Below are 24576 nucleotides of genomic sequence, written 5' to 3' on the forward strand. Positions count from 1 at the left end.
GCCCGCTCAGACCTCGCCGGGCAGGGCCTTGCGGATGACGAGGCGTGTCCACGCCCCGAGGTAGATCCGGTCCCCGTCAGCCAGCTCACGCCGCTGGCCGGCGGGGATCGGGTCCGTGGGAACGGCTTCGCCGGCCGGGCTCACGTACGTCCCGTTCGACGACTGCAGATCCTCGACCCACCAGCGCTGACCGTCGGTGCTGAGCTGGCAGTGCCGGCGCGACACGCCGGTGTCGGCGCCGCAGTCGACCTGCGGGTGGATGCCTCGCGACACCGACGGACGCCCCACGAGCACGCTGCGCTCACGCAGGACCACCAGGCCGGGCAGGCCCGCCGAGGGCATCGGGTCCTCCGGCTGCTGCGCGGTGTACCAGTCGGGGTCGATCCAGATCTCCACGACCCACTGGTCCGGCCCCGGGACGGGCGGCGTCGGGAGCCCGGTGCCCGACGGCGCGGCCGCGTCCGGTCCGGTCGTCGCGCCGGGATCGCTCTCTGCGGAGGCGGTCGCCGACGCGGGAAGCGGCGGTGGGGTGGCGGCAGAGGGAGCCGACGTCGCGGGCGCGGGCGGCGGGATGGCCGCCGAGCCGGGCGCCGGGTCCGAGGCCGGGGCACCCGCGGGTGCCGGGGCAGGGCGCGAGGGCGGGTCGAGCGAGAGCGCGGACGGCGGCTCGACCGGCTCGGGCAGCGCGCCCGTCGTGAAGTCGTACCCGCAGTTCTCGCAGAACAGAGCGCCGCCCGGCGCCGGGAAGTCGCAGTTCGGGCACGTCGTGGGGGCGGCCTGTGCGGCCGCCGCGCCCGGGGACGGGGTCGAGCCGCTCGCCGGCGACGCGGCCGCCGGTGAGGCGGCCCCCATCGGCTCGCCGCACACGTCGCAGTAGTCCGTGGACTGCGAGGGGTGCCCGTTGGGGCAGACGACGGCGCTCACCGACGGACCCGCGTGGTCTTCGTCGACGCGGTGTCGAGCGCCATCTCGTCGAGGGTCGACGCGTTGCGCTTGAGCCGCACGGTCCCGTGCTCCTCGTCGTCGATCTCGACGACCTTGCGCAGCCGGGACGTCGCCTCGTCGTTGCCGGTCTGCTGCGCGAGCTGGACCGCGCGACCGAGCTTGACGGTCGCCGTCGCCTCGTCACCCGAGGCCTTGGCGGCGAGGCCCTCCTGGATCGCAGCCGCGAGCTCGGTCTGGCCCGTGTAGTGCGCGACCTCGGGGTTGATGCGCGTCGTGAGCGACTCGTCGTCGGACCACTTGGCCTTGACGAGCCCGGACGAGACGACCTCCCCGTTCACCGCGAGCTGGACGCGGGCCGCGAGCTGCTCCGAGCCGACCGGCTTCGACGCGACACGCACGGACACGTGGTAGTCGCGGGACTCGTCACCCCACGAGCCGGTGGGGTAGGCGCCGGTGAGCGGGTTGACCTCGGTCCGGCGGTTCGTGAGGTCCTCGACGGTCGGCGCGACCTGCCGGACGAAGAGCACCTGGGAGCCCTGGGGTGCCCACACCCGCAGGTCCGCGGACGCGACGCCGCGCGCCATCGACGCCTGCATGAGCTTCTCGAAGTCCGCCGCGATCTCGGCCGGGTCGGCGATGAGGTCGACCGTGCCGAGGAGCGCGGTCGAGATCTCGCGCAGCTCGTCGACCTGCCAGCGCGTCCCCACGCCGCGCGCGTCGCACTGGAAGTGGCCGGTCACGTCGCGCACCGCCGCGGAGAGGTTCGAGCGGGGCTCGGACTCGTTCTTGCCGTCCGTGAGCAGGATCGCGTGGCGCTGCGTCGCCTGGGGCACCGTCTCGAAGAGCTGGTCCGCGAGGCGCAGCCACGTGCTCATCGCCGTGCCGCCGCCCGGCGCCATCATCGAGATCGCGCGCTTCGCCTCGGCCCGCGCGCCGGGCTCCATCTGCACCATCGCCATGCGTGCGTTCGGGTACGGGAACGCGCGGTTCGCGACGTGCGAGCCGCCGACGACCGCGAACCACGTGCCGTCGTTGATCTGGTCGACCGCGACCTGCGCCGCGTGCTTCGCCGCCTCCATGTTGCGGCCCGACATCGAGCCGGAGGTGTCGACCATGATGATCTCGGCGACCCCGCCCGCTGAACCGCCGCTCCCCGCGCTGCCCGCCCCGGTGCACGTCACCGTGACGATCGCGTGGACGTCCGTGGCGCCCTCGGACAGGAACTCGTTCTGGTAGACCTCGGCGGAGAACTCGGCCATGGGGGCTCCTTCGGTGATGCGGTGATCCGGTGAGGTTATCGGGTCTGCTCGGATGGGGTCGGGTCAGGGAGGAACCGGGCGAGCGTCGCGGTGATGTTGTCCCGTCCGCCCTGCGCGTTCGCCCAGTCGACGAGCGCTCCGGAGATCTCCTGGGGGTTGTCCCCGACGTTCTCCTGCGTCGTGTGGAGCAGGGTGGCGAGGTCGGCCGCGGGGGAGCAGTAGTTCCAGAGCCCGTCCGAGCAGACGAGCACCCAGCCCGCGCGGTCGGGCAGCGTGGCCGCCGTGCGGGCGACGGGGTCCGGGGCGTCCGGGCCGAGCCAGCGCGTGATGGCGTGCGCCTGGGGCGAGGTCTCGGCCTGCGCGCGCGGGATGCCCTGCGCCATCATCTCCTGCGCCCACGAGTCGTCGACGCTCAGCTGGTGCGCCTCGCCGTCGTCGGGGATCCAGTACGCGCGCGAGTCGCCCACCCAGCCGACCACGACGAGCGGTCCGTCCACGACGGCGGCGACGAACGTGCACGACGGCGGGTTCTCACGGTCCGCCATCGCCCCGACCGTGGCGAGGATCGCCTCCTGCGCCGCGCGCGAGGCGTCGGCGATCCGCGCCGACCAGACGCCCATGCGGGCCGTCGTCTCGCCCTGCACGGGCGTCGCCCCGGCGGGGGCACCCGCGACGAGCACGTCGCGCGCCGCCCGGGCCGCCGCGAGGCTCGCGACGTCGGAGTCCGGGGCCGACGAGACGCCGTCGCACACGACGAGCGCCGCGAAGGCGCGCTCGTCGGTCGCGGACGGGCCCGCGGCGAGGGCCATCGCGTCCTCGTTGCGCACGTGGCGCACCCCGCGGTCGCACACGCCCCCGACCCAGGTCGCGGGCCGTTCTGCCCAGTGGTCGCGCTCGGACGCCGCGGGCTCGCCGCACTCGGTGCAGTACCCGTCGTCGGCCACCCGCCCGCCGCAGCGCACGCACGGCCGAGCCCCGGTCGCCGGGGGCGCGTCGGCCTCCGGCGACGCGCCGCCGGGAACATCGGGTTCGTCGCCGTCGGGGACGCCTGTCGTCGGCGGGTCGGGGTCGGGGTCGGTGAGCACCGCGAGCGGGGTGCCGCACGCCTCGCAGAAGCGCGCGCCCTCGTGCGACGGCTCGCCGCACGCCGGGCACGCGAGGGGCGCGGGGGAGCCCTCGAGGGCGCCCTGCGCGGTCGGGGTGGTGTCGCTCATCGGACCGTCCACCGCCGCACCTCGTTCGCCCGGTCGACGAGCGTGATCCGCTCGTCGCGCGAGTCCGTGAGCGACGCGAGCTCGCGGTACGCGCCCTCGAGCGCGTCGCGCAGCGCGGGCTCGTCCGCCGGGACGTCCGCGATGCGGGTCGTCGGCTGGGGGCCGGAGGCGGACACCGTCTCGAGCGCCGAGCGCAGCACCCCGACGGCGAGCTCGGCGCGCTCGCGCGGGGCGATGGTCACCGTCTGCACGCTCGCCATCGCGTCCGCCAGAGCGGGCAGGCCGCGCCCCGAGTCCGCCAGCAGGTGCGCGCGCAGCACGCGCGACTCCACGTACGACGAACGCGTGGGCGTGACGAGGTCGAGCGCGTGCAGCGCCCCGTCGAGGTCGCCGCGCCCGTGGCGGACCCGGGCGAGCCCGAACGCCGACGGGGCCGTGTAGTTCGCGTCGGAGCGCGCGCAGATCACGTACAGCGACTCGGCGATGTCCGGCTCGTCGCTCAGCTCGCACGCGGTCGCGAGCGCGAGCTTGGGCGCCAGCTCGCCCGGGACCTGGCCGTACACCGCGTTGAACGACGCCCGCGCCGCGACGACGTCGCCCTGCGCGAGCTGCTTGAGGCCGCCGAGCCAGGCGGCCCGCCACTCCCAGGGGTCGTCGGTGAGGATCGCAGAGATCGTCGAGTCGACGTCTCCCCACCAGCCCGCCTCGATCGCGGCCTGGGCCGTCTCGAGCCGCACCTCGATGGTGCTCTCGGGGGCGTCCATGAGCGCGAGGATCCGCGTCTCGGGGTCCGCGATGTTCACGCCGGCGAGCCAGCTCGCCATCGGGTCGTGCTCGTCGCGGCGCAGCGCCGGCAGCTCGTCCCACGCGAGGGGGCGCTCGGCGATGTCCGCGACCGGAGCCTCGAAGAGGACGGAGGCCGCCGAGTGCAGGGCCGGGCTGGCGGGACCGCGGTCGGTCGCGACGACCTCGCGCAGCACGCCCACGAGCTGGGCGCGCATCTCGTCGACGGTGCCGAACCGGTCGGACGGGTCGAGCGCGCACGCCTTCGCGAGCAGCCGGTAGAAGGAGTCGTACTGCTGGAACACCGGCGTCTCGGCGACGGGTGGCAGCGACGCGACGTACGTCGTCGTGTTCCCGCGGAAGTCGAGGACGAGCGTCGCGAGCGTGCGCCCGATCGTGTAGACGTCGGACGCGACCGAGGGGCCGACCTCGGCCACCTCGGGCGCCTGGTAGCCGATCGTGCCGAAGATCGCCGACTGGAGGTCGTCCGCGCGGCGCACGCCGCCGAGGTCGATGAGCTTGACCCCGTCACCCTGCTGGATGACGTTCTCGGGCTTGAAGTCGCAGAACAGCAGGTCGTGGTCGTGCAGGTACGCGAACGCCGGCAGGATCTCGAGCACGTAGGCGAGGGCCTGGTCGACGGGCAGGGGGTCGATCACCCCGCCCTTCGCGTCGCGCCGGTCCTGGAGGATCTCCTTGAGCGACTTGCCGCCGACGTACTCCATGACGGTGTAGCCCGCGCCCTCGTGCATCGCGAAGTTGTAGATCTCCACGATGAGCGGGTGCTCGACCTCGGCGAGGAACTGACGCTCGGAGATGGCCGCGGCGTAGGCGTCGGGGTCGCCCGAGTTGAGCAGGCCCTTGAGGACGACCCACCGGCCGGACACGTTCTGGTCGCGCGCGAGGTAGATCCAGCCGAGGCCGCCGTGCGCGAGGCAGCCGACGACCTCGTACTGGCCGCCGACGAGGTCGCCGGGGCGGAGCTGCGGCGTGAAGTCGAACCGATTGCCGCAGTGCGGGCAGAAGCCCGACGTCCGGCCGGGCTGCCCGTCGCGGCCGCGGCCGACCTTCTCCCCGCACGCCGGGCAGTACCGCTTGCGCTCGGCGACCTCGGGCACGGCCATGACGGCCTGCAGCGGGTCGGTGACCGGCGCGGAGGGGACCGTGGTCAGGCCGGCGCCGAGGCGGTGGCCGCGCAGGCGCGTCGACGACGTCCCGACGCGACGGGTGGCCTTCGTGCCGGTCGCCGCGGTGCGCGCGGAGCCGAGCGCTGCCGTGGCGAGGCGGCTCGAGCTCGTGCGACCCGTGCGGGTCGAGCGCTCGGCGTCGGGGTCGGCGCCCGCACGGGAGGCGGTGCCCGGCCGGCCCTCGACGAAGCCCGTGCCGAGCATCGCCGACGGCGACGCGGCGGCCGCCGAGCCGGGTGCGGGAGCGCCGGTGGCTGCGGGCGGCGTGCCGGCTGCGCCACCCGAGCCTCCCGCGGGCGCGCCGCACACGTTGCAGTAGCCGTCCTCGATGGCACCCGGGCAGCCGGGCTCCGAGCACGGGACGGTCGCGGTGGTCGTCACGACGACGCTCCTTCCGAGGTGGGCAGGTCGCGGGTGAGGAACTGGTACTGCTCGACGAGGAAGCGCGCGAGCGTCACGTCGCACGGCGTCGCCTCGACGGCGTCGCGCGCCTCGACGAGGCCGGAGCGCACGGTGGGGGACGCCGAGCGCCCGTTCGTGCGGGCCTTCGCCGCGAGCTTCTCGAGGCTGTAGCGCAGCTCGGCGCGCTCGCGCAGCGGCCGGGTGTAGGCGTCCTCGACGGTCTCGACGGCCCGGGCCACGGTCGCGAGCCGCGCCGCGTAGGCGTCCAGCTCGAAGCGTGAGTCGGGCACGGGGCCGAGGCGCGAGACGTCGGGCACGGCGAGCCGCGGGGGGTGCGCGATCTCGCGGCGGCAGCGGGCGACGAGCTCGCGCAGCGCGGGCTCGCGCGCCTCGAGCGCCGCGCGCTGCTCGTCCGTGCGGGTGCGGTCGCGGCGGAGCTCGCGGCGCTGGGAGGACGCGACGATGAGGTCGCGCTCGGCCCGGGCCACCTGGGCCTCGAGCTCGGCGAGCGGACCGGCCACGTCACCACCACGGGCCGCCTGGGCGACGAGGTGGTCGAGCCGTCCGCGCAGGGTCTGCACGCGGCCGCGCGCGTCGGTGTCGGAGCCGGCGAGGTCCTCGCAGCGCACGAGCTCGGCGCGCACGCCGCGCAGGCGCGCGACCTGGTCCGCGGTGTGCGGGTCGAACGACAGGCGCGTCCGCAGCTGCACGACGAGCGCGTCGCACAGCTTGACGGCCTCGACGAGCGAGACGAGCGCGGCGCCGGACCCGGAGTCGAGCCGGCCCCAGACGAGCCGGGAGATCTTCTCGCGCGCGACCTCGTCCGCGCGGCCCGAGTCCCACACCGGGCGGATCTCGTCCGCGCGCGTGCGGATCGCCTGCCACATCGACAGCGCGAGCACGAGGTCGGCGGTGTACGCGTCCGGTGTGGCCGCCGCCTGCGCGGCCGCGTCGAGCCGGTCGAGCTCGGTGCGGCGCTCGTCGAGCCACGTCTCGAGCGCGCTGAGGTACCGCAGGAGGTCGGGCGCGGGGATCGCCTCGCCCAGCCTCCCGGGTGCCTCGGGTGCTGCGGTGCGGCTCACGGAGTGCGACCGTACACCGCGGCCGGCGGGGTCGGGGCGGGACCGAGCACGCCGAGCCACTGGTCGTAGAGCGCGGTCCAGCGCCCGTCCGACTTCATCTGCTCGAGCACGCCGTTGACGAACCGCACCATGTCCACGTCCGCCGCGGGGATCCCGATGCCGTAGGGCTCGTCGCTGATCGCCTCGCCGACGACCTTCGCGTAAGGGTCCTGGGCCGCGAAGCCCGCGAGGATCGTGTCGTCGCCCGTGATCGCGTCGACCTTGCCCTGCTGGAACAGCACGAGGCACTGCGTGTGCGTCGTCGCCGGCACGGGCTCGATGCCGGCGAACTCCTCGAGTCGCGTGAGCGTCGTCGTGCCCTCGGGCGCGCACACGCGCTGGCCCTCCAGGTCGGCGATGCCGTTCGCGGTCGAGTCGCGCGTCACGAGCACCTTCTGGCCCGCGTGGTAGTACTCCGCGGAGAACGCGATGGACTCCCAGCGCTCGCAGTTGATCGTGAAGGCGCGCGCGACGAGGTCCACGTCGCCGTTCTCCAGCACCTCGAGCCGCTGGCCCGACGTGATGACCCGGAACTGCAGGCGGTCCGGGTCGCCGAAGATCGCGCGCGAGATCTCGTGGAGCACGCCGATGTCGAAGCCCTCGATGGACCCCGACAGCGGGTTGCGCGCGCCCATGAGCAGCGTGTCGGCCGAGACGCCGACGCGCAGGACGCCGCGGTCACGGATCTCGGCCATCGTGCTGCCGCCGGGCAGCGCGTCCGGTCCCGGCAGCGTGCCCTCGGGCGCGTAGGACGCGAGCGGGTCCGTGCACTCGGCCGGCGCCGCGGGCGCACCCGAGGAGCCCGCGTCCGTCGTCTCCTCCTCGGCCGCCGGGGTGAGCTGCAGGTCGTCCGCCCCCGTGGGACCGGAGCACGCCGCGAGCGCGAGCAGGACCGCGAGCCCGGCCGCGACGGCGCCCGTGCGCCGCCCGGAGCGCGATCGGGTCGCGCGGGTCCCGCCGCGCGGGGAGAGCGTCGTCGTCACCGGTACTCCTCCAGTCGTGCCGTCACACCGCGCCACGCGAGCAGCGCGGCGACGAGCCCCGCGGCCAGCAGGAGCCAGCCCGCGACGGTCGCGGTCGTTGCCGCGCTCGCCAGCCGGTCGGTCGTGGCGGCGGCGTTGGTCTCGATGTCGTCGCGCGCGCCCGCGGAGAACGCGTCGAACGCGGCGTTGGCGCTCTCCGGGTCGGTCGCGGTCGCGAGCGCGACCGCCTCGTCCCACTGCCCGCCGTCGTCGAGCGCGCGGATGTCCGCGTGGTGGGCGACCCACTCGTCCAGCGCCTGCGCCGTCGACCCGTCGAGGATGCCGTCGGCCTCCGCCGTGTCGAGCCGCTGCGCGGCATCGGTCGTCGAGGCGACGAACGCCTCCTCGTACGCCTGACCCGAGCCGCGCTTGATGAGCGTGAACGCCTCCATCGACTTCGCGTCGTTGGCGAGGGAGTAGGCCTGCGACGCGGCGAGCGTCGCGGCGTAGGGCCCGGTGCGCACGTCCTGCGCGCGCGAGCCCGCCTGCGCGAGCAGCACCGTCGCGACGACCCCCACGACGAGCACGATCGCGGTCCCGACCGCGAGGCCCACGTTGAGCACGCGGTGCGTGCGCCGCGCGAGCCACACCTGGCTCAGGACGAGCACCGCGAGCGCGACCAGCCCGCCCGCGAGGACCCACAGCGCGTTGCGCACGCCCGAGAAGTCGGCGGCGACGCGGTCGGCGTCGTCGAGCACGACCTCGTCGAGCGCGGGCAGCATCTGCTCGCGCAGGATCGTCGAGGCCTGGTCGAGGTAGGCCGAGCCGACGGGGAACCCCTGACGGTTGTTCGCGCGCGCCTGCTCGACGAGCCCCGTGTAGACCGTGAGGTCGGCCGCGACCTGCCCCAGCAGCTCCGCGTCGGCCTCGTTGCTCCCCGACAGCGTGGCGAGGCGGTTCGCCGCCTGGTCCACCAGGTCGTCGTAGCGCGCGCGCTGCTCGGTCGGCTCGAGGCCGCCGACGAGGAATGCCCCCGTGGCCGTCGCGTCCGCGGCGACGAGCGCGTTGCGGACCTCCTGGACGCCGACGAGCTGCGCGGCGTCCGCGCTCGCGGCGTCGAGCGCGCGCGACTGGACGCTGCCGGCCTGGAAGCCGAGCACGCCGAGCACGACCGACGCGAGGACGCACAGGCCCATGACGAGCCGCAGCTTCCCGGGCGTGCGGCGCAGCGCGCCCCTCGCCCGGGAGACGGCGGCGGGAGCGGTCGCGGGGGCCGGGCCGGTGACGGCTCCGGGGCGTCCGGGCGCGGGGGTGCCGGGCGCGGGGGCGCCCGCGGGCGGTGGGCCCGCCGGGCGGACCGGGGTGGTCGTCATGCGTTCTCCTCGGCGGTGGAGGGTGCGGAGTCGATCTCGATCTCGGGCTCGGTGACGGTCTCGGGCACGTCCCGCTCGGCCGGAGGTTCGAGCGCGGCGAGCCGGGCGGGCGCGGACTCGCCGTCGACGAGGTCGGCGGGCAGCAGGAGGCGGAGCTCGTCGATCGTCGGCTCGGCGGTGTCCTTCAGCCGCCACGCGTGCCGGCTGATCGCGGCGTCGAGGACGTTGCGCGCCCAGCGCGCGTTGCCGAACCCCTCGGTGCGCGGCTGGGTGGCCGCGAGCCGCGAGAACACGTCGAGCGCCTCGGGCGTCGGCTCGAAGTCGGACTTGGCGGCCATGCCCGCGAAGATGTCGCGCAGCTCCGCGTCGGTGTAGTCCTCGAACGTGATGGTGGTGGAGAACCGCGACTCGAGCCCCGGGTTCGTCGCGAGGAAGTCGCCCATCGGGCCGGGGTACCCGGCGACGATGACGACGAGCTCGTCGCGGTGGTCCTCCATGTCCTTGACGAGCGTGTTGATCGCCTCGGCGCCGTACTGGTCCTCCGCGAGCCCGTACGCCTCGTCCACGAAGAGCACGCCCTCGAGCGCCGTCGCGACGACCTCGGACGTCTTGACCGCCGTCTGCCCGAGGTAGCCCGCGACGAGCTCCGAGCGGTCGACCTCGACGAGGTGGCCCTGGGCCAGCAGCCCGAGCGCGCGGTAGATGCCCGCGACGAGCCGCGCGACCGTCGTCTTGCCGGTGCCCGGGTTGCCGAGGAACACGAGGTGGCGCGTGAGCGTCGGGCGCGTGAGACCGGCCTTCGTGCGCAGCTGCTCCACGCGCAGCAGCTCGGTCTGGCGGTGGATCTCGTCCTTCACCCGCGCCAGGCCCTTGAGGGCGTCGAGCTCGGCGAGCAGCTCCTCGATCGAGCGGGGCGGCTCCTCTGCCGCCTCCTCGGTCGCCGTGGCCGCGGCCGTCGCGTCCGCCGCCTGCGCGGCGGGGGCGTCGGCGGGCCTGGTCGTCGTGCCCGACGGCGCGGCGCCCGCCGGGCCGGACGCCGACCCGGCGGGGTGGCGTGCGCCGAGCGCGTCGAGGATCGACTCGACCGAGGGCACGTCGGGCGCCTGGGGGCGCAGCCCGCCGAGCGCTCCCTGGGCCGCGACGAGGTCGCCGAGGTCGAACGGGTTCGCGTCGGCGCCGGTGCGAGCGGTGAGGGGCCCGCCCACGGGGCGCTGCGCCGTCGTGCCCGACGGCGCGTGCCCGGACCCGGCCGCGCCGGTCGCCGCCGCAGGGGTGCCCGTCCCCCCGGCGCGCTGCACGGCCGCTGCCGCGGCGGCGCTCCCGGCGACGTGCGGACCGGGCGCGCCGAGGCGCGCGCCCGCGAGCGCGACGTCGGCGAGCGCCTGCCCGTAGGCGGTCGCGTGGGTCGAGCGCGCCGCGACGAGCCCGGCCAGGACGTCGGTCGGCGACGTGCGCCAGCGGCGCGCGCTCGACGCGGCGGTGAAGAACGCGCCCGTCGCCGCGGCGTCGTGGCCCAGCGCGGCGAGCCACGCGGCCGACGCGCCGGGGGAGGACTCGGCGACGGCCGCCGCGAGGCGGGCGCCCTCGTCGCGCGCGGCGTCCTCGTCCACGCCGGCGGCGCGCGCGGCGGCACCGAGAGCGTCGAGCGCGGCGGCGAGCTCGGGGGTCGTCACGGGGCCTCCAGGCGTCCGGGTTCGCTCGCGGCCCCGGCGGGCGGCTGCGGCGTGCCCTGGCCCGCGCCGGCGTCGAGCGCGATCGACGAGTCGCGGAACTTCTCCGCGAGGAACGCGCCGTGCGCGACGAGCGCCGCGGCGTCGGCACGCGAGACCGCGTCGGAGATCTTGTCGAGCGTGACGCCCAGCAGGTCGAGCTGGTCGCACAGCAGCATGAGGGACGTCTTGCCCTGCGCGACGACCCGCCGGTCGGCGAAGTCGCGCGGCAGGCGCAGGTACGCGCCGACCGCCTCGGGCAGGTAGCTCGTCGCGGTCGCGACGACGGTGTGCGCCTGCTGCGAGCCGCCGCCGAGCCGGTCGAGCCGCGGGACCATCTCCTCGACCGTCCCGGTGATGCGGTGCACGCGCGCCGTGACGGCGGGCGCCACCCGTCCCTCGATCTGCTGCTCGACGCGCTCGACGGACGCGAGGATCTCGGCGCTCGTCGGGGGAGCGGGCAGCTCGTACGCGGGCTCGGGCGCGGAGGACCGGCCGCCGAGGCGGCCGATCACGTCGGAGAACCAGCCCATCTAGCTCGGGATCCGATCTGTCGTTCGGTGTGCGGGGGGCATGGTGCGCGTCGCGTCGGGGCCGGCCTCAGAGCCGGCCGATGTCGAGCGAGCCGTTGCCCACCTGCGACTGGTCCGAGCGCCGGGCGCGGTCGAGGTACTCGTTCGCCTTCGTCGTCTCGGTCTCGAGCACGCCGATCGTCTGCGCCATCGAGTCGAGCGCCTGCGTCTTGAACGTGGAGATCGAGTCGAGCGTCGCGTAGATGTTCTGGAACGCCTGCTGCAGCTGCGGCAGCCCGACCGTCGCGCTCGCGGCCTGCTGCTGGATGCTCGCCGACTGGTCGGCCAGCATCTTCGAGGTCGACGCGATCATGTTCGACGTGGTCGTGTTGAGCGCCGTGATCTGGTCCAGGACGAGCTTCTGGTTCGCGAGCGCCTGCGCCACGATCACCGCGGTGCGCAGCGCCGAGACCGTCGTGGTCGTCGCGCGGTCGACACCCTTGATGAGCTCGACGTTGTTCTTCATGATGATGTCCATCGCGAGGTAGCCCTGGATGGACACCGCGAGCTGCGTGAGCAGGTCCTGGTGCTTCTGGCGGACGTAGAAGAGCACGTCCTCGCGCAACGCCTGCGCACGCTCCGGGTCGCTCACCTCGAGCTCGGCGATCTTCGTCGAGAGCTCGGTGTCGAGGCGCTCGGCGATGAAGATGTACTGGTTGAGACGCGCCATCGAGTCCCAGAGGTTCTGCTTCTCGAGGTTGAGCGCGGCGTTGTCCTTGCGCAGCTCGTCCTGGCCGTTGTAGAGCGACTGGACGATCGCGTTGAGCTGCTTCTGCGAGCTCTCGTAGCGGCGGAAGTAGTCCTGCAGCTTGCCGCCGAACGGGATGAGACCGAGGAACTTCTTGCCCATGCTCGCCTCGCTCGGGTCGAGGTCCTCGACCGTGCGGCGCAGCTCGAGCAGCGACTTGCTCACCTTCGAGCTCTCCGAGACGCCGCCCTCGCGCAGCTCGCGCACCGGCATCTCGAGCATCCGGTTCGACACGTCCGACGCCGCGCGGATGTCCTTGTCGCCCATCTTGCGGATGTCGTCGGCCTTCGCGGCGAACTCGGGCGAGCGCGTGTCGGTCGCGAGGAGCTGGTCGAGGTAGGAGGAGACCTTCGACTCGAGACCGGGGATCGCGGCCTCGTCGACGCGCGGCGCGAGCGACGGTGCCTGCGTGGTGGCGACCGGCTTGACGGGCTCCGGGGCGCTGAGCGTGAGCGTCTCCGTCGGAGCGGGGGGCTGGAGCGGTGCTGCCTCGGTCATCTCGATCCTTCGCTCGTGCGTGCCGTCGGTCGCCGTCGGTGGCGGGTGGGCGGCCCCTTGCGAGCCCCCCTTCGACCCGGGCGAACCGGGCGGAACCGGCCTGCGCCGGTTGGGTGAGTATATCTACGACCGGTGGCCGGATCTTTACCCTTTCCGGACATCGGCGGGGGTGAGAACTCCCCATGGAGAGCACAACGTGCGGGCGGCCGATGAGTTCCGCACCGACGAGACGTCCTGACTGTCGAACGCGGGCGGCACCCGTCGAACGACGGGCCGCCCGCACCGCCCGAGAGAGGGGATCGCCGTGCAGCTCGCCGGGAAGAACGCCGTGGTCTACGGGGCCGCCGGCTCGATGGGGTCGGCCGTGAGCCGGGGCTTCGCCGCCGCGGGCGCGCGCGTGTTCCTCGCGGGACGGACGGCGGCGACGCTCGACGCGCTCGCGGACGAGATCCGCGCCGCCGGGGGCCTGGCCGAGGTGGCCGTCGTCGACGTCGACGACCCCGCCGCCGTGCGCGACCACGCCGCTCGCGTCGTCGCGACGGCCGGGAGCCTCGACGTGTCGTTCAACGCCGTCGGCATGGACGCGGTGCAGAACGTGCCGTTCGTGGACCTCGCGCCCGACGACGTCCTCGCGCCCGTCGTGCAGGCCGTGCGGCGGCACACGCACACGGCCCAGGCAGCGGCGCGCCACATGGTCGAGCAGGGGTCGGGCGTCGTCGTCGTGCTCTCGACGACCGCCGCCCAGGAGTCGCGGCACGAGATGGGCGGGTTCAACCTTGCGTGCGCCGCGCTCGAGGCGCTCGTGCGGGGCCTCGCGGGCGAGGTCGGTCGCAGCGGCGTGCGCGTCGTCGGCCTGCGGCCCAACTTCACGCCCGAGACGGCGGGAGCCACGAGCGACGACCTGCCCGACCTGGTCCGCGACACGCGGCTCGGTCGGCTCCCGCGTCTGTCGGAGGTCGCGGGGTCCGCGGTGTTCCTCGCGTCCGACGCGGCGGGGGCCACCACGGGGGTCGTGCTCGACCTGTCGTGCGGCGCGACCGTGGGCTGACCCGCCGTGCACGCACCGCCCTGCGACCTTGCCCCCATCGAGCCGTAGTCCAGGTCGCACCCGGCCTACGGCGCGGAAGGTTAGAGGGCCCGTGCGTGAAGGGCCTGTTCCAGGTGCTCTTGTGCCGCTGCACGCCATCCGGCCGTGTCGTGCGCGGAGTCGGGCGGGATCATCCCGAGCGAGTACCAGCCGACGAGGATGCCCCACCAGCGGACCTCGTCCGCGCTGAGGCGCCGTTCCGACGCGTATCCGGCCAGGAACTCGGCGCGTACCTGCGAGGTCACCGGCCCCCAGCTGCGGAAGAGCGTCCCGAGCAACACCGCCGAGCGGGCCAGCTCGTCGACGGCGGGGTCGAACCGCGCCTCGTCGAAGTCGATGACCGCCAGGACCTGTGAGCCCGCACAGAGAACGTTTGCGGCTCGAAAGTCGCCGTGAAGCAGCTGGGTCGGCATCGGTTCGGTCGGCGCGGCGTCGATGAGCTCGCGCATGGCCGCGAGCAGGGGCGTGGGGATGTGCTGCTGGCCGGACTCGAGCCACGCCGTCACCCGCTCAGCCAGCGACCCTTCGGGCGCCGGCGAGGCCGGGCGGAGCTCGTCGGCTCGCGGATATCGGCCAAGATGGCCGTGCAGCCGCGCCAGGACGGCGCCGGCCGCCCTGACCTGACCCAGGTTCGCCACGTCGAGGTGGTCGCCCTCGATGGCGCGCTGGAGCACCAGGAGAGCGCCGTCGGGCCGGACGTACGACGACCCGTCGAGGGCGTGGACCAACGCGGACACTGGTGCACCGCGCTCGGCGAGCCACTGCGTGAGGTCGGCGAGCACGGAGAGGCGAGCGAAGCGCTCTCGGTCTACGGACCACTTCGCTACCAGCGTGCCCGAAGGGGTCGCGAGCCACGCGAGAGCGTTCTGGTCGCTCATGACGATCCGCTGACAGCGTGAGATGTCGATTCCCCAGTCGCGCCTCAGCAGGCCGGCCAGCCACGCCTGGGCCGCATCGGCATCGGTGAGTCCGAAACGATCGGCGAGGACTTCCGCGGGGTCGCCGGTCTCCCACAGCATCTCCACCATGGGCGTTCCGGTCGTCGGCATGTCGGACATCCCACCATGACCGGTCGCCGGTACGTCGACGCCACCCCTCGCACAGGACCGCTGAGCCGATGAGTCGTCGGCCCGGGCGCGGTCCGAACGACATGACCACCCACACGTCGTCCGACAGCACCGTTCCCGGCTCCGCCCGCGTCCCCGAGCAGGCTCTGCGGCTCGTCGCCGGGGCGCACGTCGCGCACCTCGCGACCGTCCTGCCCGACGGCGGCCCGCACGTCGTGCCGCTCTGGGTCGCCTGGGAGGGCGAGCACCTCGCGTTCCTCACCGGCCCCAGTTCCCGCAAGGCGCGCAACCTCGCGCGCGACCCGCGCGTCGCGGTGTCCGTCACCGAGAGCGGGAACCCGTTCGTCGTGGCGACGCTGCGCGGACGCGTGGTCCGGGTGCTCGACGGCGAGGAGGGCTGGGCGGTCGTCGACCGGATCTCCGTGCTCTACACGGGTCATCCCTACCCCCGTGGCGAGGAACGGCACGCCTATCTGGTGGAGGTCGAGCACGTGAGCGCGCCGTCGTTCGGGTGAGGTGGCCAACCCCTGACCGGCACGAGCGGCCTGCGCCGGAGGCCGGTCGGGCTGCGGGGGAAGCGTACGGTGAGCCGCGTGGACGAGCCGGTGGACGGGCAAGGGACGGCGCGGCGCTACCGGGTGTGGCGGGGCGGACGACTCGCCCTCGACGTGCGCGGCGAGCCGGGCGTGCTCGTGAGCGTCTCGGCCGCGCCGCCGCCTCCCGGCACGCCTCCGGCGACGCACCCCTTCGCGACCGGCACGGCGTACCTCGCCGAGCACGAGGGAGAGCTCGGCGCGCTGCTGCGCGACGCGCGCGACCTCGACGCGTTCCTCGCCGCGGTCGTCCGCGCCGGGTACCGGGTGGAGGAGGTGGGCTGACCGTCGGTCAGCCGGAGTGCGAGAGTCGGCGGCGGAGCTGCCCGATGCGGATCGTCCCGACGACCAGCGCCACGATCCCGACCCCGACGCCGGCGACGAGGAGCGCGAGGGCGAGCGGGACGGAGCCCTGCATCCCGAGGAACGAGACGACGACGGGCTGGGTGTTCTGGAGCATGAACACGATCAGTGCCACGAGGACGACGGCAGCGATGCAGATGCCGACCCCGGTGGCGCCGGCGCGGCTGCGCGGGGCCCTGGAGCGCCCGTAGTCGGTCCAGGTCTCGCGAGATGCGCCGACGGTGTCGCGCGGGCGGCGGGCCGAGTGCCCGTTGGTCGCCGAGATGAGCGGGGCGGTGGCCATGGTGGCCTCCTTGCGATACCGGGCCTGCACACCTCGAGTGGGGAGCGTTCGCCGCGGATGCCCCGAGTCTACGCTCCGCGCCCCCCGCGACCGCCCGGCGCACGTCCTGGTCCGTGCGGCCGCGTCAGCGGCCGAGGCTGGCCGCGAGCGGGCAGGAGAACGGGTCGCGCGCGCGCCCGGGGACGTCGTTGAGGTAGCTCACCACGATCCGGTAGGAGGTGAAGAAGCCGACCTCGGTGTACGTGACGCCGAGCTGCGAGCAGTACTCGCGGACCAGCGGCTGGACGCGCTTGAGGTTCGGGCGCGGCATGCTCGGGAACAGGTGGTGCTCGACCTGCCGGTTGAGCCCGCCCATGAGGAAGTCGACGACGACGCCCCCGCGGATGTTGCGGGACATCAGGACCTGGCGGCGCAGGAAGTCCACGTCCGCCGTCGCGGGGACGATGGGCATGCCCTTGTGGTTGGGCGCGAACGCCCCGCCCAGGAGCACCCCGAAGACCGCGAGCTGCACCGCGAGGAACGCGGCGGCGATGGCGGGCGGCAGGAGCAGGCCGAGGGCGAGCGCGTAGAGCACGAGTCGCGACAGCAGGAGCGGCGCCTCCACGGCGCGGTGCGGGACGGGGCGCCGCCCCAGCACGGCGCGCACGCTCGCGACGTGCAGGTTGAGCCCCTCGAGCGTGAGCAGCGGGAAGAAGAACCAGCCCTGCCGGCGGGCCAGCCACGCGCGCCAGCCGTGGCGGCTCGCGAGCACCGCGGGCGTGAACGCGATGATCCCGGGCGAGATGTCGGGGTCGCGACCCTCCTGGTTCGGGGCGGTGTGGTGCGCGTCGTGCTTCGCGGTCCACCACGCGTGGCTCAGCCCGACGAACACGTTCGCCAGGACGCGCGCGGTCCAGTCGTTCCAGGCACGGGAGCGGAAGACCTGCCGGTGTGCGCTGTCGTGGCCCAGGAACGCCAGCTGGGCGAGGACGACGGCCAGCGCGGCCGCGAGCGCGAGCTGCCACCACGAGTCGCCGACCAGCACCACCCCCGTCCAGACCGCGCCGAAGGCGATGCCCGTGAGGACGAGGCGCGTCCAGTAGTAGGGGCGGCGACGACGCAGCAGGCCCGACTCGCGGACGATCTTCGCGAGCACCGAGTAGTCCCTGGTCGTCGAACGTGCCGCGGGCACGGTGCGGCCTGCGACGGTCAGGGGCGACGGCCCGTCACTCGAAGCGGACACGATCGGACTCTGCCTTCACGCTCGCCGCGCGCTTCACCTCGACAGCGCGCCACTCGTCCAGCTCGTTCGCCGTGCGGGTGCGCTCGGCCGAGATCCACTCCTCGACGTGGCGCAGGACGGCGGCGATCTCGTGGGCGAGCCCTGCCTCCAGCATCGCGAGGTTCGTGTTCGTGATCAGCAGGCGACGGTCCTCGACCGTCAGCTCGATGCCCGGGTATCCCTTGTCGGCAAGCAGTCGCCGCACCGACTCCTGCTCGATGAGCGCCCGCTCCTGACCGGACACGCGGCGTGAGAAGACCGCCGCGACGGTGTAGCGGTCGGGCGCGGTCTTCGTGCCGAGCTCGCGGGGCAGCGCGGTGTCCAGCACGCCGTGCAGCTGCAGCGCGGTCTCCTCGACGGGGCCGGCAGAGGTCGGTGCGGTGGTGGTCATGGCGTCGTCCGATCGTCGGAGCCGGTCAGCGGCTCGCGTCCGCCGCCGTCTCGGCAGGCGGTGAGGCGCCAGGCGTCCCAGGCAAGGAGATCGGGGACTCGTCCTCCAGGTCGGGTTCGAAACCGCCGTCGTCGTCCCACCGCGCGCCCGCCGTGCCCTCGTCCGGAGCGGATTCCTCCTGCTCCGTGCGAGCCTCGGCTCGATCAGCGCCTCGCGGGCCGATCCGGCGATCAACCACACTTTGACAGTACACCCGGGTGTCTCCGGGCTCCGAGCGTGCGCGCACCGACGGTGCGGGTGCGGCCCGTCGGCCCCGGCGCGCGGTTCGTCGACGCCCCGGTGCGATGAGATCGTGGAGCCGACGCGCCGCCCACCGACGCGACCGCCTGACGCAGGAGGCCGGTGAGCGGCCGTGACGAGGAGCGCACGATGACGCTGCCGCAGTTCTTGCACGCACGGATCGACGAGGACGAGCTCGCAGCCCGTGCCCTGGCGAACGCTACGAGAGTCCGTCCCGCAGACGAGCCGTCCGCCGGGTTCGCCGCGCGGTTCGACCCGGCACGGGTGCTCGCGGAGTGCGACGCGAAGCGGCGCATCATCGACCTCGCGTACGAGGCGACCGGGTACGACATGACCGTCGACCTCGAGCGGTCGTCCTCGGCGCGAGCGGACAGCGCGCTCGCGTTCGTCGGGGACCGGATCCTCAAGGCGCTCGCGCTGCCCTACGCCGACCACCCCGACTTCGACGAGGCGTGGCGGATCTGAGTGCCCCGAGCAGGACTCGAACCTGCAACCTACGGATTAGAAGGCCGTTGCTCTATCCATTGAGCTATCGAGGCGCGCAGTCATCGTAGTGGGCGCGGCGCCCGCACGGGAGGTCGTGGCGGCGAGCGGTCTCGACGTGAGCACGCTCGCCGTGCCGGTCCCGGCCCGTCGTGCGGCGCGTACGTTTGGCGCCGTCACCAGCAGCAGTCACTATGAACCAGTGAGAACCCCTGACGCCGCCACGAGCGACGCGAGCACGACCAGGCCCGGCGGTCCGCCGGGCTCGTGGAGGCCCGCTCAGGCGACCGAGGAGCTGGGCGTCACCGTCCACGACGTGGCCCGTGACCTGCGACGCGACATCGCCGACGTGCGCCTGCCGCTGCGCATCGACGGCGCGCCCGAGGCGGACGCGTCGCGCGCCCGGCTCCTGTCCCAGCTCGACGAGCACCTCCTGCCCCGCCTGCGCGAGCTGTCCTCGCCGGCCGTCGTCGTCGTCGCCGGCTCGACGGGTGCGGGAAAGTCCACGCTGTACAACTCGCTGCTCGGCGAGGAGGTGTCGCAGGCGGGCGTGCTGCGCCCGACGACGCGCGAGCCGGTCCTCGCGTTCAACCCGCTCGACGCGGACGTGATCGTCGAGGGCCCGGTGACGCGCGTCGCGCGGGTCATCGAGCACGACGGCGTCCCGCGCGGCACCGCGCTCCTCGACGCACCCGACCTCGACTCGCTGCTCGCGGAGAACCGGGACACGGCGAGCCAGCTGCTCGAGGCGGCAGACCTGTGGCTGTTCGTCACCACCGCGTCGCGCTACGGCGACGCGCTCCCGTGGCAGGCGCTGTCGCGGGCCAAGGAGCGTGGCGCGAGCGTCGCGATGGTGCTCAACCGCGTGCCGCGCGAGACGCTCACGACGATCCGCGGGGACCTGCTCCAGCGCCTGCGGGACCACGGCATGGACGGCGTGCCGCTCTTCGTCGTGCCCGACGTCGGACCGCACGAGGGTCTGCTCGACCGGTCGGTCGTGGCGCCCGTCGCGCGGTGGCTGACGATGCTCGCAGGCCCGGACCGCTCGCGTGCCGTGATCGTGCGGACCCTCAAGGGCGCGCTCGGCGCGCTCCCCGCCTGGGTCACGGGCGTCTCGGACGCGGTCGAGCAGCAGGTCGAGGCGGCCGCCGATCTCCGGGCGGCCACCGAGAAGGCCGTGCCCTCGGTCCGCGACGAGGCGCGCAAGGCCGTGACGGACGGGATCGTCGCGCGCGGGTCGCTCGACGCGCGCTGGGCCCAGGTGGTGGGCGCCGAACGCGTCGACCGCGTCAAGGTGCGCGGCGGCGTCGCGCGCTCGTCCAAGCGCCGGGGCCGCGCGCGCGACCTCGCGCTCGCCCCGCTGCTCGCCGAGACGCGCGACGCGGCGCAGCGCACGCTCGCGGCCGACGGCGTCCTCGGGTACGAGGCGCTGCTCGGCGCGCTCGTCGGGTCCGCACCCCTGCCCGGTGGGCGGGACGTCCTGCCCGCCGAGGAGGACGCGGCCGCGCGCCGGGAGGCCGCGGCGACGACCCAGGTCGCGCAGTGGGCCACGCGTGCGGAGCAGGTCGTCGCCGAGCTGGCGTCGCCGTCCGCCCCCGAGCCCGCTCGGGCCGCGGTCAAGGCCTTCGGCGAGTCGGGGCTGGAGGCGCTGCTGCTCGCGGGCGCCGCCGGGAACGAGGACGCCGCACAGCTGGTGCGGACCGTGCTCGGCGACACCGGGGACGACGCGGTCACCGCGCTGCGCGACGACCTCGCCGACCGCGCGGCGACCATGGTCGAGCGGGAGGCCGAGCCGGTCCTCACCGCGCTCGCCGTCCCTGCCCTGGCCGCGGACGCCGCCGTCGGGCTCCGCCTACGACTCGCCGAGCTGAGGAGGCTCATGTGACGTCCCACGACGCCCAGCTCCGCGCCCGGACGGACGACCTCGCGCGGGCCGTGGACCTCGCGGGCGACCGCCTCGACCCCGCCGTCGCGGCCCAGGTGCGCGACGCGATCGGGGGAGTGCGCGAGCGGCTCGAGCTCGGCGTGGACCACACGGTCGTCGCGCTCGCGGGCGGCACCGGGTCCGGCAAGTCGAGCCTGTTCAACCGCGTGTCCCGTCTCGACTTCGCGGACGTCGGGGTCAAGCGGCCCACGACGGCGCGCGTGACGTCGTGCTCGTGGAGCGACGCCGCGACGGCGCTCCTCGACTGGCTCGCCGTCGACCCCGAGCGGCGCATCACGCGCGACGGCGAGCTCGACGGCGACGACGAGAACGCGCTCGGCGGGCTCGTCCTCCTCGACCTGCCCGACCACGACTCGATCGAGCCCGCGCACCGGGCCGTCGTCGACCGCGTGCTGCCGCTCGTCGACCTGCTCGTGTGGGTCGTGGACCCGCAGAAGTACGCCGACGACGCGCTGCACTCCGGGTATCTGCGCAAGTCCACCGGCCTCGAAGGCTCGATGGTCGTCGCGCTCAACCAGATCGACACCGTCCCGCCGGGCCGCCGCGACTCGCTGGTCGAGGACATGGGCCGGCTCCTCGAGGAGGACGGCCTCGACGGCGTCTACGTCACCACCGTCTCGGCCCGCACGGGCGAGGGGCTCGACGAGCTGCGCTCGCTCCTCGAGCAGGCGGTCGCACGGCGGAGCGTCGCGGCGAGCCGCGTCGCGGGCGAGCTCGACCGCGCCGGAGCGCTGCTCCTCGAGCAGCTGCCCGGCGACGTGCCGTGGACCATGAGCACCGCGGTCGAGGAGGAGGTCGAGGCGCTCGCGGGCGCGACGGGCCTCGCGGCCGTGGCCGGCCAGGTCGGCGCCGCGGTCCGCAACGGCTACGGACGGCCGGAATTCTCCCCGCCGCAGCCCGACGCCGTCGCGCTGTCCCGCTCGAGGTGGATCGCCCGCGCGGGCCGATCGTTGCGCCCCGGCTGGCAGAAGGCCCTCGACGAGGCCGTCGCGCCCTCTGACCGCGTGGCGGACGCCACGCGAGCGGCGCTCGCCAAGATCCCGCTCGACACGCGCGGTCCGTCGTCGGCCCGCCCGACGCGCCGCGCGGCGTGGTCGGCGCTCGGCCTCGGGGTGGTCGCGGGAGTCCTGGCCGTGCTCGGCTCGCTGGGCGTGCTCGACCTCGACGGGACCCTGGTCACGGTGTGCGCGGTGGTCGCCGCCGTCGCGGTGCTCGGCGCCGTCGTCGCCTTCCTCGTCGCGCTCCAGGTCCGCCGCACGCTCGCCCGACGGCGCGAGCAGCAGGTCCTCGCGTCAGGTCGCGGAGCGATCGAGCGGGTCGTCCAGGACGCGATGGGCAAGCCGACGCAGGCCCTGCTCGACACGCACCGCCAGGTGCGCGAGCTGGCGCAGTCGGCGCGCGACAAGGCGCCCGCCGCCCCGCTCACCGGGGCTCTACGTCTACCCACAGGCCCGGATCTCGCGCGTCCGTCCACAGGTGAGGGATCGACGCCGGACGGCGCCACCGCACCGGCCGCACCCTGAGGCGGTGGCCGGGACCCTCCCGGCCGCCGAACCTCAGGAGGAACCATGCACGGTGACGTCACGGTCACGCTCTCCGGCTTCGTCGCGACGACGCCCACCCTCTTCCGGTCCGCGACCGGCAACGACTTCACGAGCTTCCGCATCGCCCAGACGCGGCGCTACCTCGACCGCGAGCGCGGCGAGTGGGTCGACGGCAAGACGCTCTGGTTCACGGTCAAGGCGTGGAAGAACGTCGCACGCAACGTCGCCGTCTCCCTGCACAAGGGGGACCCGGTCGTCGTCACGGGCCGGCTCGCGGTCGACGAGTGGGACGGTCCCGACGGGCCGCGCACGAGCCTCGTCGTCGAGGCGACGGCGCTCGGCCCGGACCTGACGCTCGGGGAGGCGCGCTTCACCCGCACGGTCCAGCGGCGCGAGAAGCCCGAGGGCGAGAGCGGCACCGCCGACGGCTTCGCGAACGACGGGTTCCCGGCGGCTACGGAGGGTGAGGCAGGGACGCAGCCCGGCACGGCGACGTCGGACACGCTCACCGAGGACGCCCTCGCCGAGAGCGAGCTCGCGCCCGTCTGACGGAGCCCGGCCGGCCAGGCGCAGGCCGGACCGTCGCGCGGCGGTCGCCGTACCGCGACGCGCCGTGCGACGGCCCGACCGCGTAGGCTGAGTGGTCGACGATCACCGACCGACCCCGACCGACCGAAACGGTGGAACAACAGGCTGTGGCTGAGTTCATCTACTCCATGTACAAGGCGCGCAAGGCGCACGGCGACAAGGTCATCCTCGACGACGTCTCCCTGAACTTCCTGCCCGGCGCCAAGATCGGCGTCGTCGGGCCCAACGGCGCCGGGAAGTCCACGATCCTCAAGATCATGGCCGGCCTCGACACCCCGTCGAACGGCGAGGCGCGCCTCTCCCCGGGGTACAGCGTCGGCATCCTGCTGCAGGAGCCGCCGCTCAACGAGGAGAAGACCGTCCTCGGCAACGTGCAGGAGGCCGTCGCGGACATCCTCGCCAAGAAGCAGCGGTTCGACGAGATCTCCGCCCTCATGGCGGAACCCGACGCCGACTTCGACGCGCTCCTCGCCGAGATGGGCACGCTGCAGGAGGCCATCGACGCCGCCGACGCGTGGGACCTCGACTCCCAGCTCGAGCAGGCGATGGACGCGCTGCGCTGCCCGCCGCCGGACGCCGACGTGTCCGTGCTGTCCGGTGGTGAGCGCCGCCGCGTCGCGCTGTGCAAGCTCCTGCTCGAGAAGCCCGACCTGCTCCTGCTCGACGAGCCCACCAACCACCTGGACGCCGAGTCCGTGCTGTGGCTCGAGCAGCACCTCGCGACGTACCCCGGCGCGATCCTCGCCGTCACCCACGACCGGTACTTCCTCGACCACGTCGCGGAGTGGATCTGCGAGGTCGACCGTGGGCGCCTGTACCCCTATGAGGGCAACTACTCGACGTACCTCGAGAAGAAGGGCGAGCGCCTGCAGGTCCAGGGCAAGAAGGACGCGAAGCTCGCGAAGCGCCTCAAGGAGGAGCTCGAGTGGGTCCGGTCCAACGCCAAGGGCCGCCAGACCAAGTCCAAGGCGCGCCTCGCCCGCTACGAGGAGATGGCCGCCGAGGCGGAGCGCACGAGGAAGCTCGACTTCGAGGAGATCCAGATCCCGCCGGGCCCGCGCCTGGGCAACCTGGTCCTCGAGGCGAAGAACCTCCAGAAGGGCTTCGACGGGCGCCAGCTCATCGACGGCCTGAGCTTCACGCTGCCGCGCAACGGCATCGTCGGAGTCATCGGCCCCAACGGCGTCGGCAAGACGACGCTGTTCAAGACGATCGTCGGCCTCGAGCCGCTCGACGGCGGCGACCTCAAGGTCGGCGAGACCGTGTCGATCTCGTACGTCGACCAGTCGCGCGGCGGCATCGACCCGAAGAAGACCCTGTGGGAGGTCGTGTCCGACGGGCTCGACTTCATCAAGGTCGGCAACGTCGAGATCCCGTCGCGCGCGTACGTCGCGTCGTTCGGGTTCAAGGGCCCCGACCAGCAGAAGCCTGCCGGCGTGCTGTCCGGTGGTGAGCGCAACCGCCTCAACCTCGCGCTCACGCTCAAGCAGGGCGGCAACCTCCTCCTGCTCGACGAGCCCACCAACGACCTCGACGTCGAGACCCTCGGCTCGCTCGAGAACGCGCTGCTCGAGTTCCCCGGCTGCGCCGTCGTGGTGTCCCACGACCGGTGGTTCCTCGACCGCGTCGCGACGCACATCCTCGCGTACGAGGGCACGGAGGAGGACCCGGCCAACTGGTACTGGTTCGAGGGCAACTTCGCGTCGTACGAGGAGAACAAGGTCGAGCGCCTCGGGGCCGACGCGGCACGTCCGCACCGCGTGACGTACCGCAAGCTCACGCGCGACTGAGTGGGTGCCGACGAGGCCGGACGGAGACCACCTCCGTCCGGCCTCGTCGCGTCTCGTGGCACTCCCGCCCGGCGTCCACGACGGCGCGCGCGGGTCTACCATCCGCCG

General features: G+C 74.1%; 22 protein-coding genes and 1 tRNA gene. 8 read left to right on the forward strand and 15 right to left on the reverse strand.

The window, feature by feature from the left end:
* Nucleotides 1–6 precede the first annotated feature (6 nt).
* The 10 genes from ACMXGY_RS08085 to ACMXGY_RS08130 all read right to left on the reverse strand — a co-directional run bounded on the left by ACMXGY_RS08085 (nucleotide 7) and on the right by ACMXGY_RS08130 (nucleotide 12773).
* Nucleotides 7–924 (reverse strand): FHA domain-containing protein, encoded by a 918-nt coding sequence (locus ACMXGY_RS08085; protein WP_483776332.1) that lies wholly within the window; start codon nucleotides 922–924, stop codon nucleotides 7–9.
* Entirely contained in the window at nucleotides 921–2204 is a 1284-nt protein-coding gene (locus ACMXGY_RS08090; protein WP_483776333.1) for a VWA domain-containing protein, read from the reverse strand. Before ACMXGY_RS08090 ends, ACMXGY_RS08085 begins: the two co-directional genes overlap by 4 nt.
* A gap of 35 nt (nucleotides 2205–2239) precedes the next feature.
* Entirely contained in the window at nucleotides 2240–3418 is a 1179-nt protein-coding gene (locus ACMXGY_RS08095; protein ID WP_483776334.1) for a PP2C family protein-serine/threonine phosphatase, read from the reverse strand.
* Nucleotides 3415–5769: a serine/threonine-protein kinase gene (locus ACMXGY_RS08100; RefSeq protein ID WP_483776335.1), complete on the reverse strand. Its 2355-nt coding sequence runs from the start codon at nucleotides 5767–5769 to the stop codon at nucleotides 3415–3417. Before ACMXGY_RS08100 ends, ACMXGY_RS08095 begins: the two co-directional genes overlap by 4 nt.
* Nucleotides 5766–6872, reverse strand: a complete 1107-nt coding sequence (locus ACMXGY_RS08105) for a hypothetical protein (protein WP_483776336.1) — start codon at nucleotides 6870–6872, stop codon at nucleotides 5766–5768. The genes ACMXGY_RS08100 and ACMXGY_RS08105 overlap by 4 nt, the downstream gene beginning before the upstream one ends.
* Nucleotides 6869–7894 carry a glutamate ABC transporter substrate-binding protein gene (locus ACMXGY_RS08110; protein ID WP_483776337.1) on the reverse strand — a complete coding sequence of 342 codons (1026 nt, stop codon included), beginning with the start codon at nucleotides 7892–7894 and terminating at the stop codon, nucleotides 6869–6871. The genes ACMXGY_RS08105 and ACMXGY_RS08110 overlap by 4 nt, the downstream gene beginning before the upstream one ends.
* Nucleotides 7891–9246 (reverse strand): hypothetical protein, encoded by a 1356-nt coding sequence (locus ACMXGY_RS08115; protein WP_483776338.1) that lies wholly within the window; start codon nucleotides 9244–9246, stop codon nucleotides 7891–7893. Before ACMXGY_RS08115 ends, ACMXGY_RS08110 begins: the two co-directional genes overlap by 4 nt.
* Nucleotides 9243–10919, reverse strand: a complete 1677-nt coding sequence (locus ACMXGY_RS08120; protein ID WP_483776339.1) for an AAA family ATPase — start codon at nucleotides 10917–10919, stop codon at nucleotides 9243–9245. Before ACMXGY_RS08120 ends, ACMXGY_RS08115 begins: the two co-directional genes overlap by 4 nt.
* Complete coding sequence (locus tag ACMXGY_RS08125) at nucleotides 10916–11488, reverse strand: hypothetical protein (RefSeq protein ID WP_483776340.1); 573 nt, start codon at nucleotides 11486–11488, stop codon at nucleotides 10916–10918. The genes ACMXGY_RS08120 and ACMXGY_RS08125 overlap by 4 nt, the downstream gene beginning before the upstream one ends.
* 67 nt (nucleotides 11489–11555) lie before the next feature.
* Nucleotides 11556–12773: a toxic anion resistance protein gene (locus tag ACMXGY_RS08130; protein WP_483776341.1), complete on the reverse strand. Its 1218-nt coding sequence runs from the start codon at nucleotides 12771–12773 to the stop codon at nucleotides 11556–11558.
* A gap of 304 nt (nucleotides 12774–13077) precedes the next feature.
* On the opposite strand from ACMXGY_RS08130, the gene ACMXGY_RS08135 reads away from it, so the two are divergent.
* Nucleotides 13078–13821: an SDR family NAD(P)-dependent oxidoreductase gene (locus ACMXGY_RS08135; protein WP_483776342.1), complete on the forward strand. Its 744-nt coding sequence runs from the start codon at nucleotides 13078–13080 to the stop codon at nucleotides 13819–13821.
* Between the two features lie 80 nt (nucleotides 13822–13901).
* Here ACMXGY_RS08135 and ACMXGY_RS08140 read toward each other — a convergent pair whose 3' ends face one another.
* Entirely contained in the window at nucleotides 13902–14918 is a 1017-nt protein-coding gene (locus ACMXGY_RS08140; RefSeq protein ID WP_483776343.1) for a phosphotransferase enzyme family protein, read from the reverse strand.
* A 92-nt stretch (nucleotides 14919–15010) separates the two neighbouring features.
* Here ACMXGY_RS08140 and ACMXGY_RS08145 point away from each other — a divergent pair, with 92 nt between their 5' ends.
* Together ACMXGY_RS08145 and ACMXGY_RS08150 are read left to right on the forward strand one after the other, a co-directional pair.
* Nucleotides 15011–15442: a PPOX class F420-dependent oxidoreductase gene (locus ACMXGY_RS08145; RefSeq protein WP_483776344.1), complete on the forward strand. Its 432-nt coding sequence runs from the start codon at nucleotides 15011–15013 to the stop codon at nucleotides 15440–15442.
* A gap of 78 nt (nucleotides 15443–15520) precedes the next feature.
* Nucleotides 15521–15805, forward strand: coding sequence for a hypothetical protein (locus tag ACMXGY_RS08150; protein WP_483776345.1), 285 nt, complete (start codon nucleotides 15521–15523; stop codon nucleotides 15803–15805).
* Between the two features lie 7 nt (nucleotides 15806–15812).
* On the opposite strand, the gene ACMXGY_RS08155 is transcribed toward ACMXGY_RS08150, so the two are convergent.
* The 3 genes from ACMXGY_RS08155 to ACMXGY_RS08165 all read right to left on the reverse strand — a co-directional run bounded on the left by ACMXGY_RS08155 (nucleotide 15813) and on the right by ACMXGY_RS08165 (nucleotide 17818).
* The gene (locus ACMXGY_RS08155; protein ID WP_483776346.1) at nucleotides 15813–16166 is read right to left on the reverse strand and encodes a LapA family protein; all 354 of its coding nucleotides are present in this window, start codon (nucleotides 16164–16166) and stop codon (nucleotides 15813–15815) included.
* Nucleotides 16167–16290: 124 nt separating this feature from the next.
* The gene (locus ACMXGY_RS08160) at nucleotides 16291–17388 is read right to left on the reverse strand and encodes a fatty acid desaturase family protein (RefSeq protein ID WP_483776347.1); all 1098 of its coding nucleotides are present in this window, start codon (nucleotides 17386–17388) and stop codon (nucleotides 16291–16293) included.
* Nucleotides 17372–17818: a hypothetical protein gene (locus ACMXGY_RS08165; RefSeq protein WP_483776348.1), complete on the reverse strand. Its 447-nt coding sequence runs from the start codon at nucleotides 17816–17818 to the stop codon at nucleotides 17372–17374. Before ACMXGY_RS08165 ends, ACMXGY_RS08160 begins: the two co-directional genes overlap by 17 nt.
* A 402-nt stretch (nucleotides 17819–18220) precedes the next feature.
* On the opposite strand from ACMXGY_RS08165, the gene ACMXGY_RS08170 reads away from it, so the two are divergent.
* Nucleotides 18221–18583: a DUF6221 family protein gene (locus ACMXGY_RS08170; protein WP_483776349.1), complete on the forward strand. Its 363-nt coding sequence runs from the start codon at nucleotides 18221–18223 to the stop codon at nucleotides 18581–18583.
* A gap of 1 nt (nucleotide 18584) precedes the next feature.
* On the opposite strand, the gene ACMXGY_RS08175 is transcribed toward ACMXGY_RS08170, so the two are convergent.
* Nucleotides 18585–18657, reverse strand: a tRNA-Arg gene (locus tag ACMXGY_RS08175).
* A 146-nt stretch (nucleotides 18658–18803) separates the two neighbouring features.
* Between ACMXGY_RS08175 and ACMXGY_RS08180 the strand changes: the two genes are divergently transcribed.
* The 4 genes from ACMXGY_RS08180 (at nucleotide 18804) to ettA (ending at nucleotide 24468) form a co-directional block, all read left to right on the forward strand.
* Complete coding sequence (locus tag ACMXGY_RS08180; protein ID WP_483776350.1) at nucleotides 18804–20486, forward strand: GTPase; 1683 nt, start codon at nucleotides 18804–18806, stop codon at nucleotides 20484–20486.
* The gene (locus ACMXGY_RS08185) at nucleotides 20483–22069 is read left to right on the forward strand and encodes an ABC transporter (protein WP_483776351.1); all 1587 of its coding nucleotides are present in this window, start codon (nucleotides 20483–20485) and stop codon (nucleotides 22067–22069) included. The genes ACMXGY_RS08180 and ACMXGY_RS08185 overlap by 4 nt, the downstream gene beginning before the upstream one ends.
* Nucleotides 22070–22114: 45 nt before the next feature.
* Complete coding sequence (locus ACMXGY_RS08190) at nucleotides 22115–22639, forward strand: single-stranded DNA-binding protein (protein ID WP_483776352.1); 525 nt, start codon at nucleotides 22115–22117, stop codon at nucleotides 22637–22639.
* A 146-nt stretch (nucleotides 22640–22785) separates the two neighbouring features.
* The gene (gene ettA / locus ACMXGY_RS08195; protein ID WP_483776353.1) at nucleotides 22786–24468 is read left to right on the forward strand and encodes an energy-dependent translational throttle protein EttA; all 1683 of its coding nucleotides are present in this window, start codon (nucleotides 22786–22788) and stop codon (nucleotides 24466–24468) included.
* The last annotated feature ends 108 nt before the right edge of the window (nucleotides 24469–24576 follow it).

The organism is Cellulosimicrobium sp. G4 BAM 1002 (genome assembly GCF_057126935.1).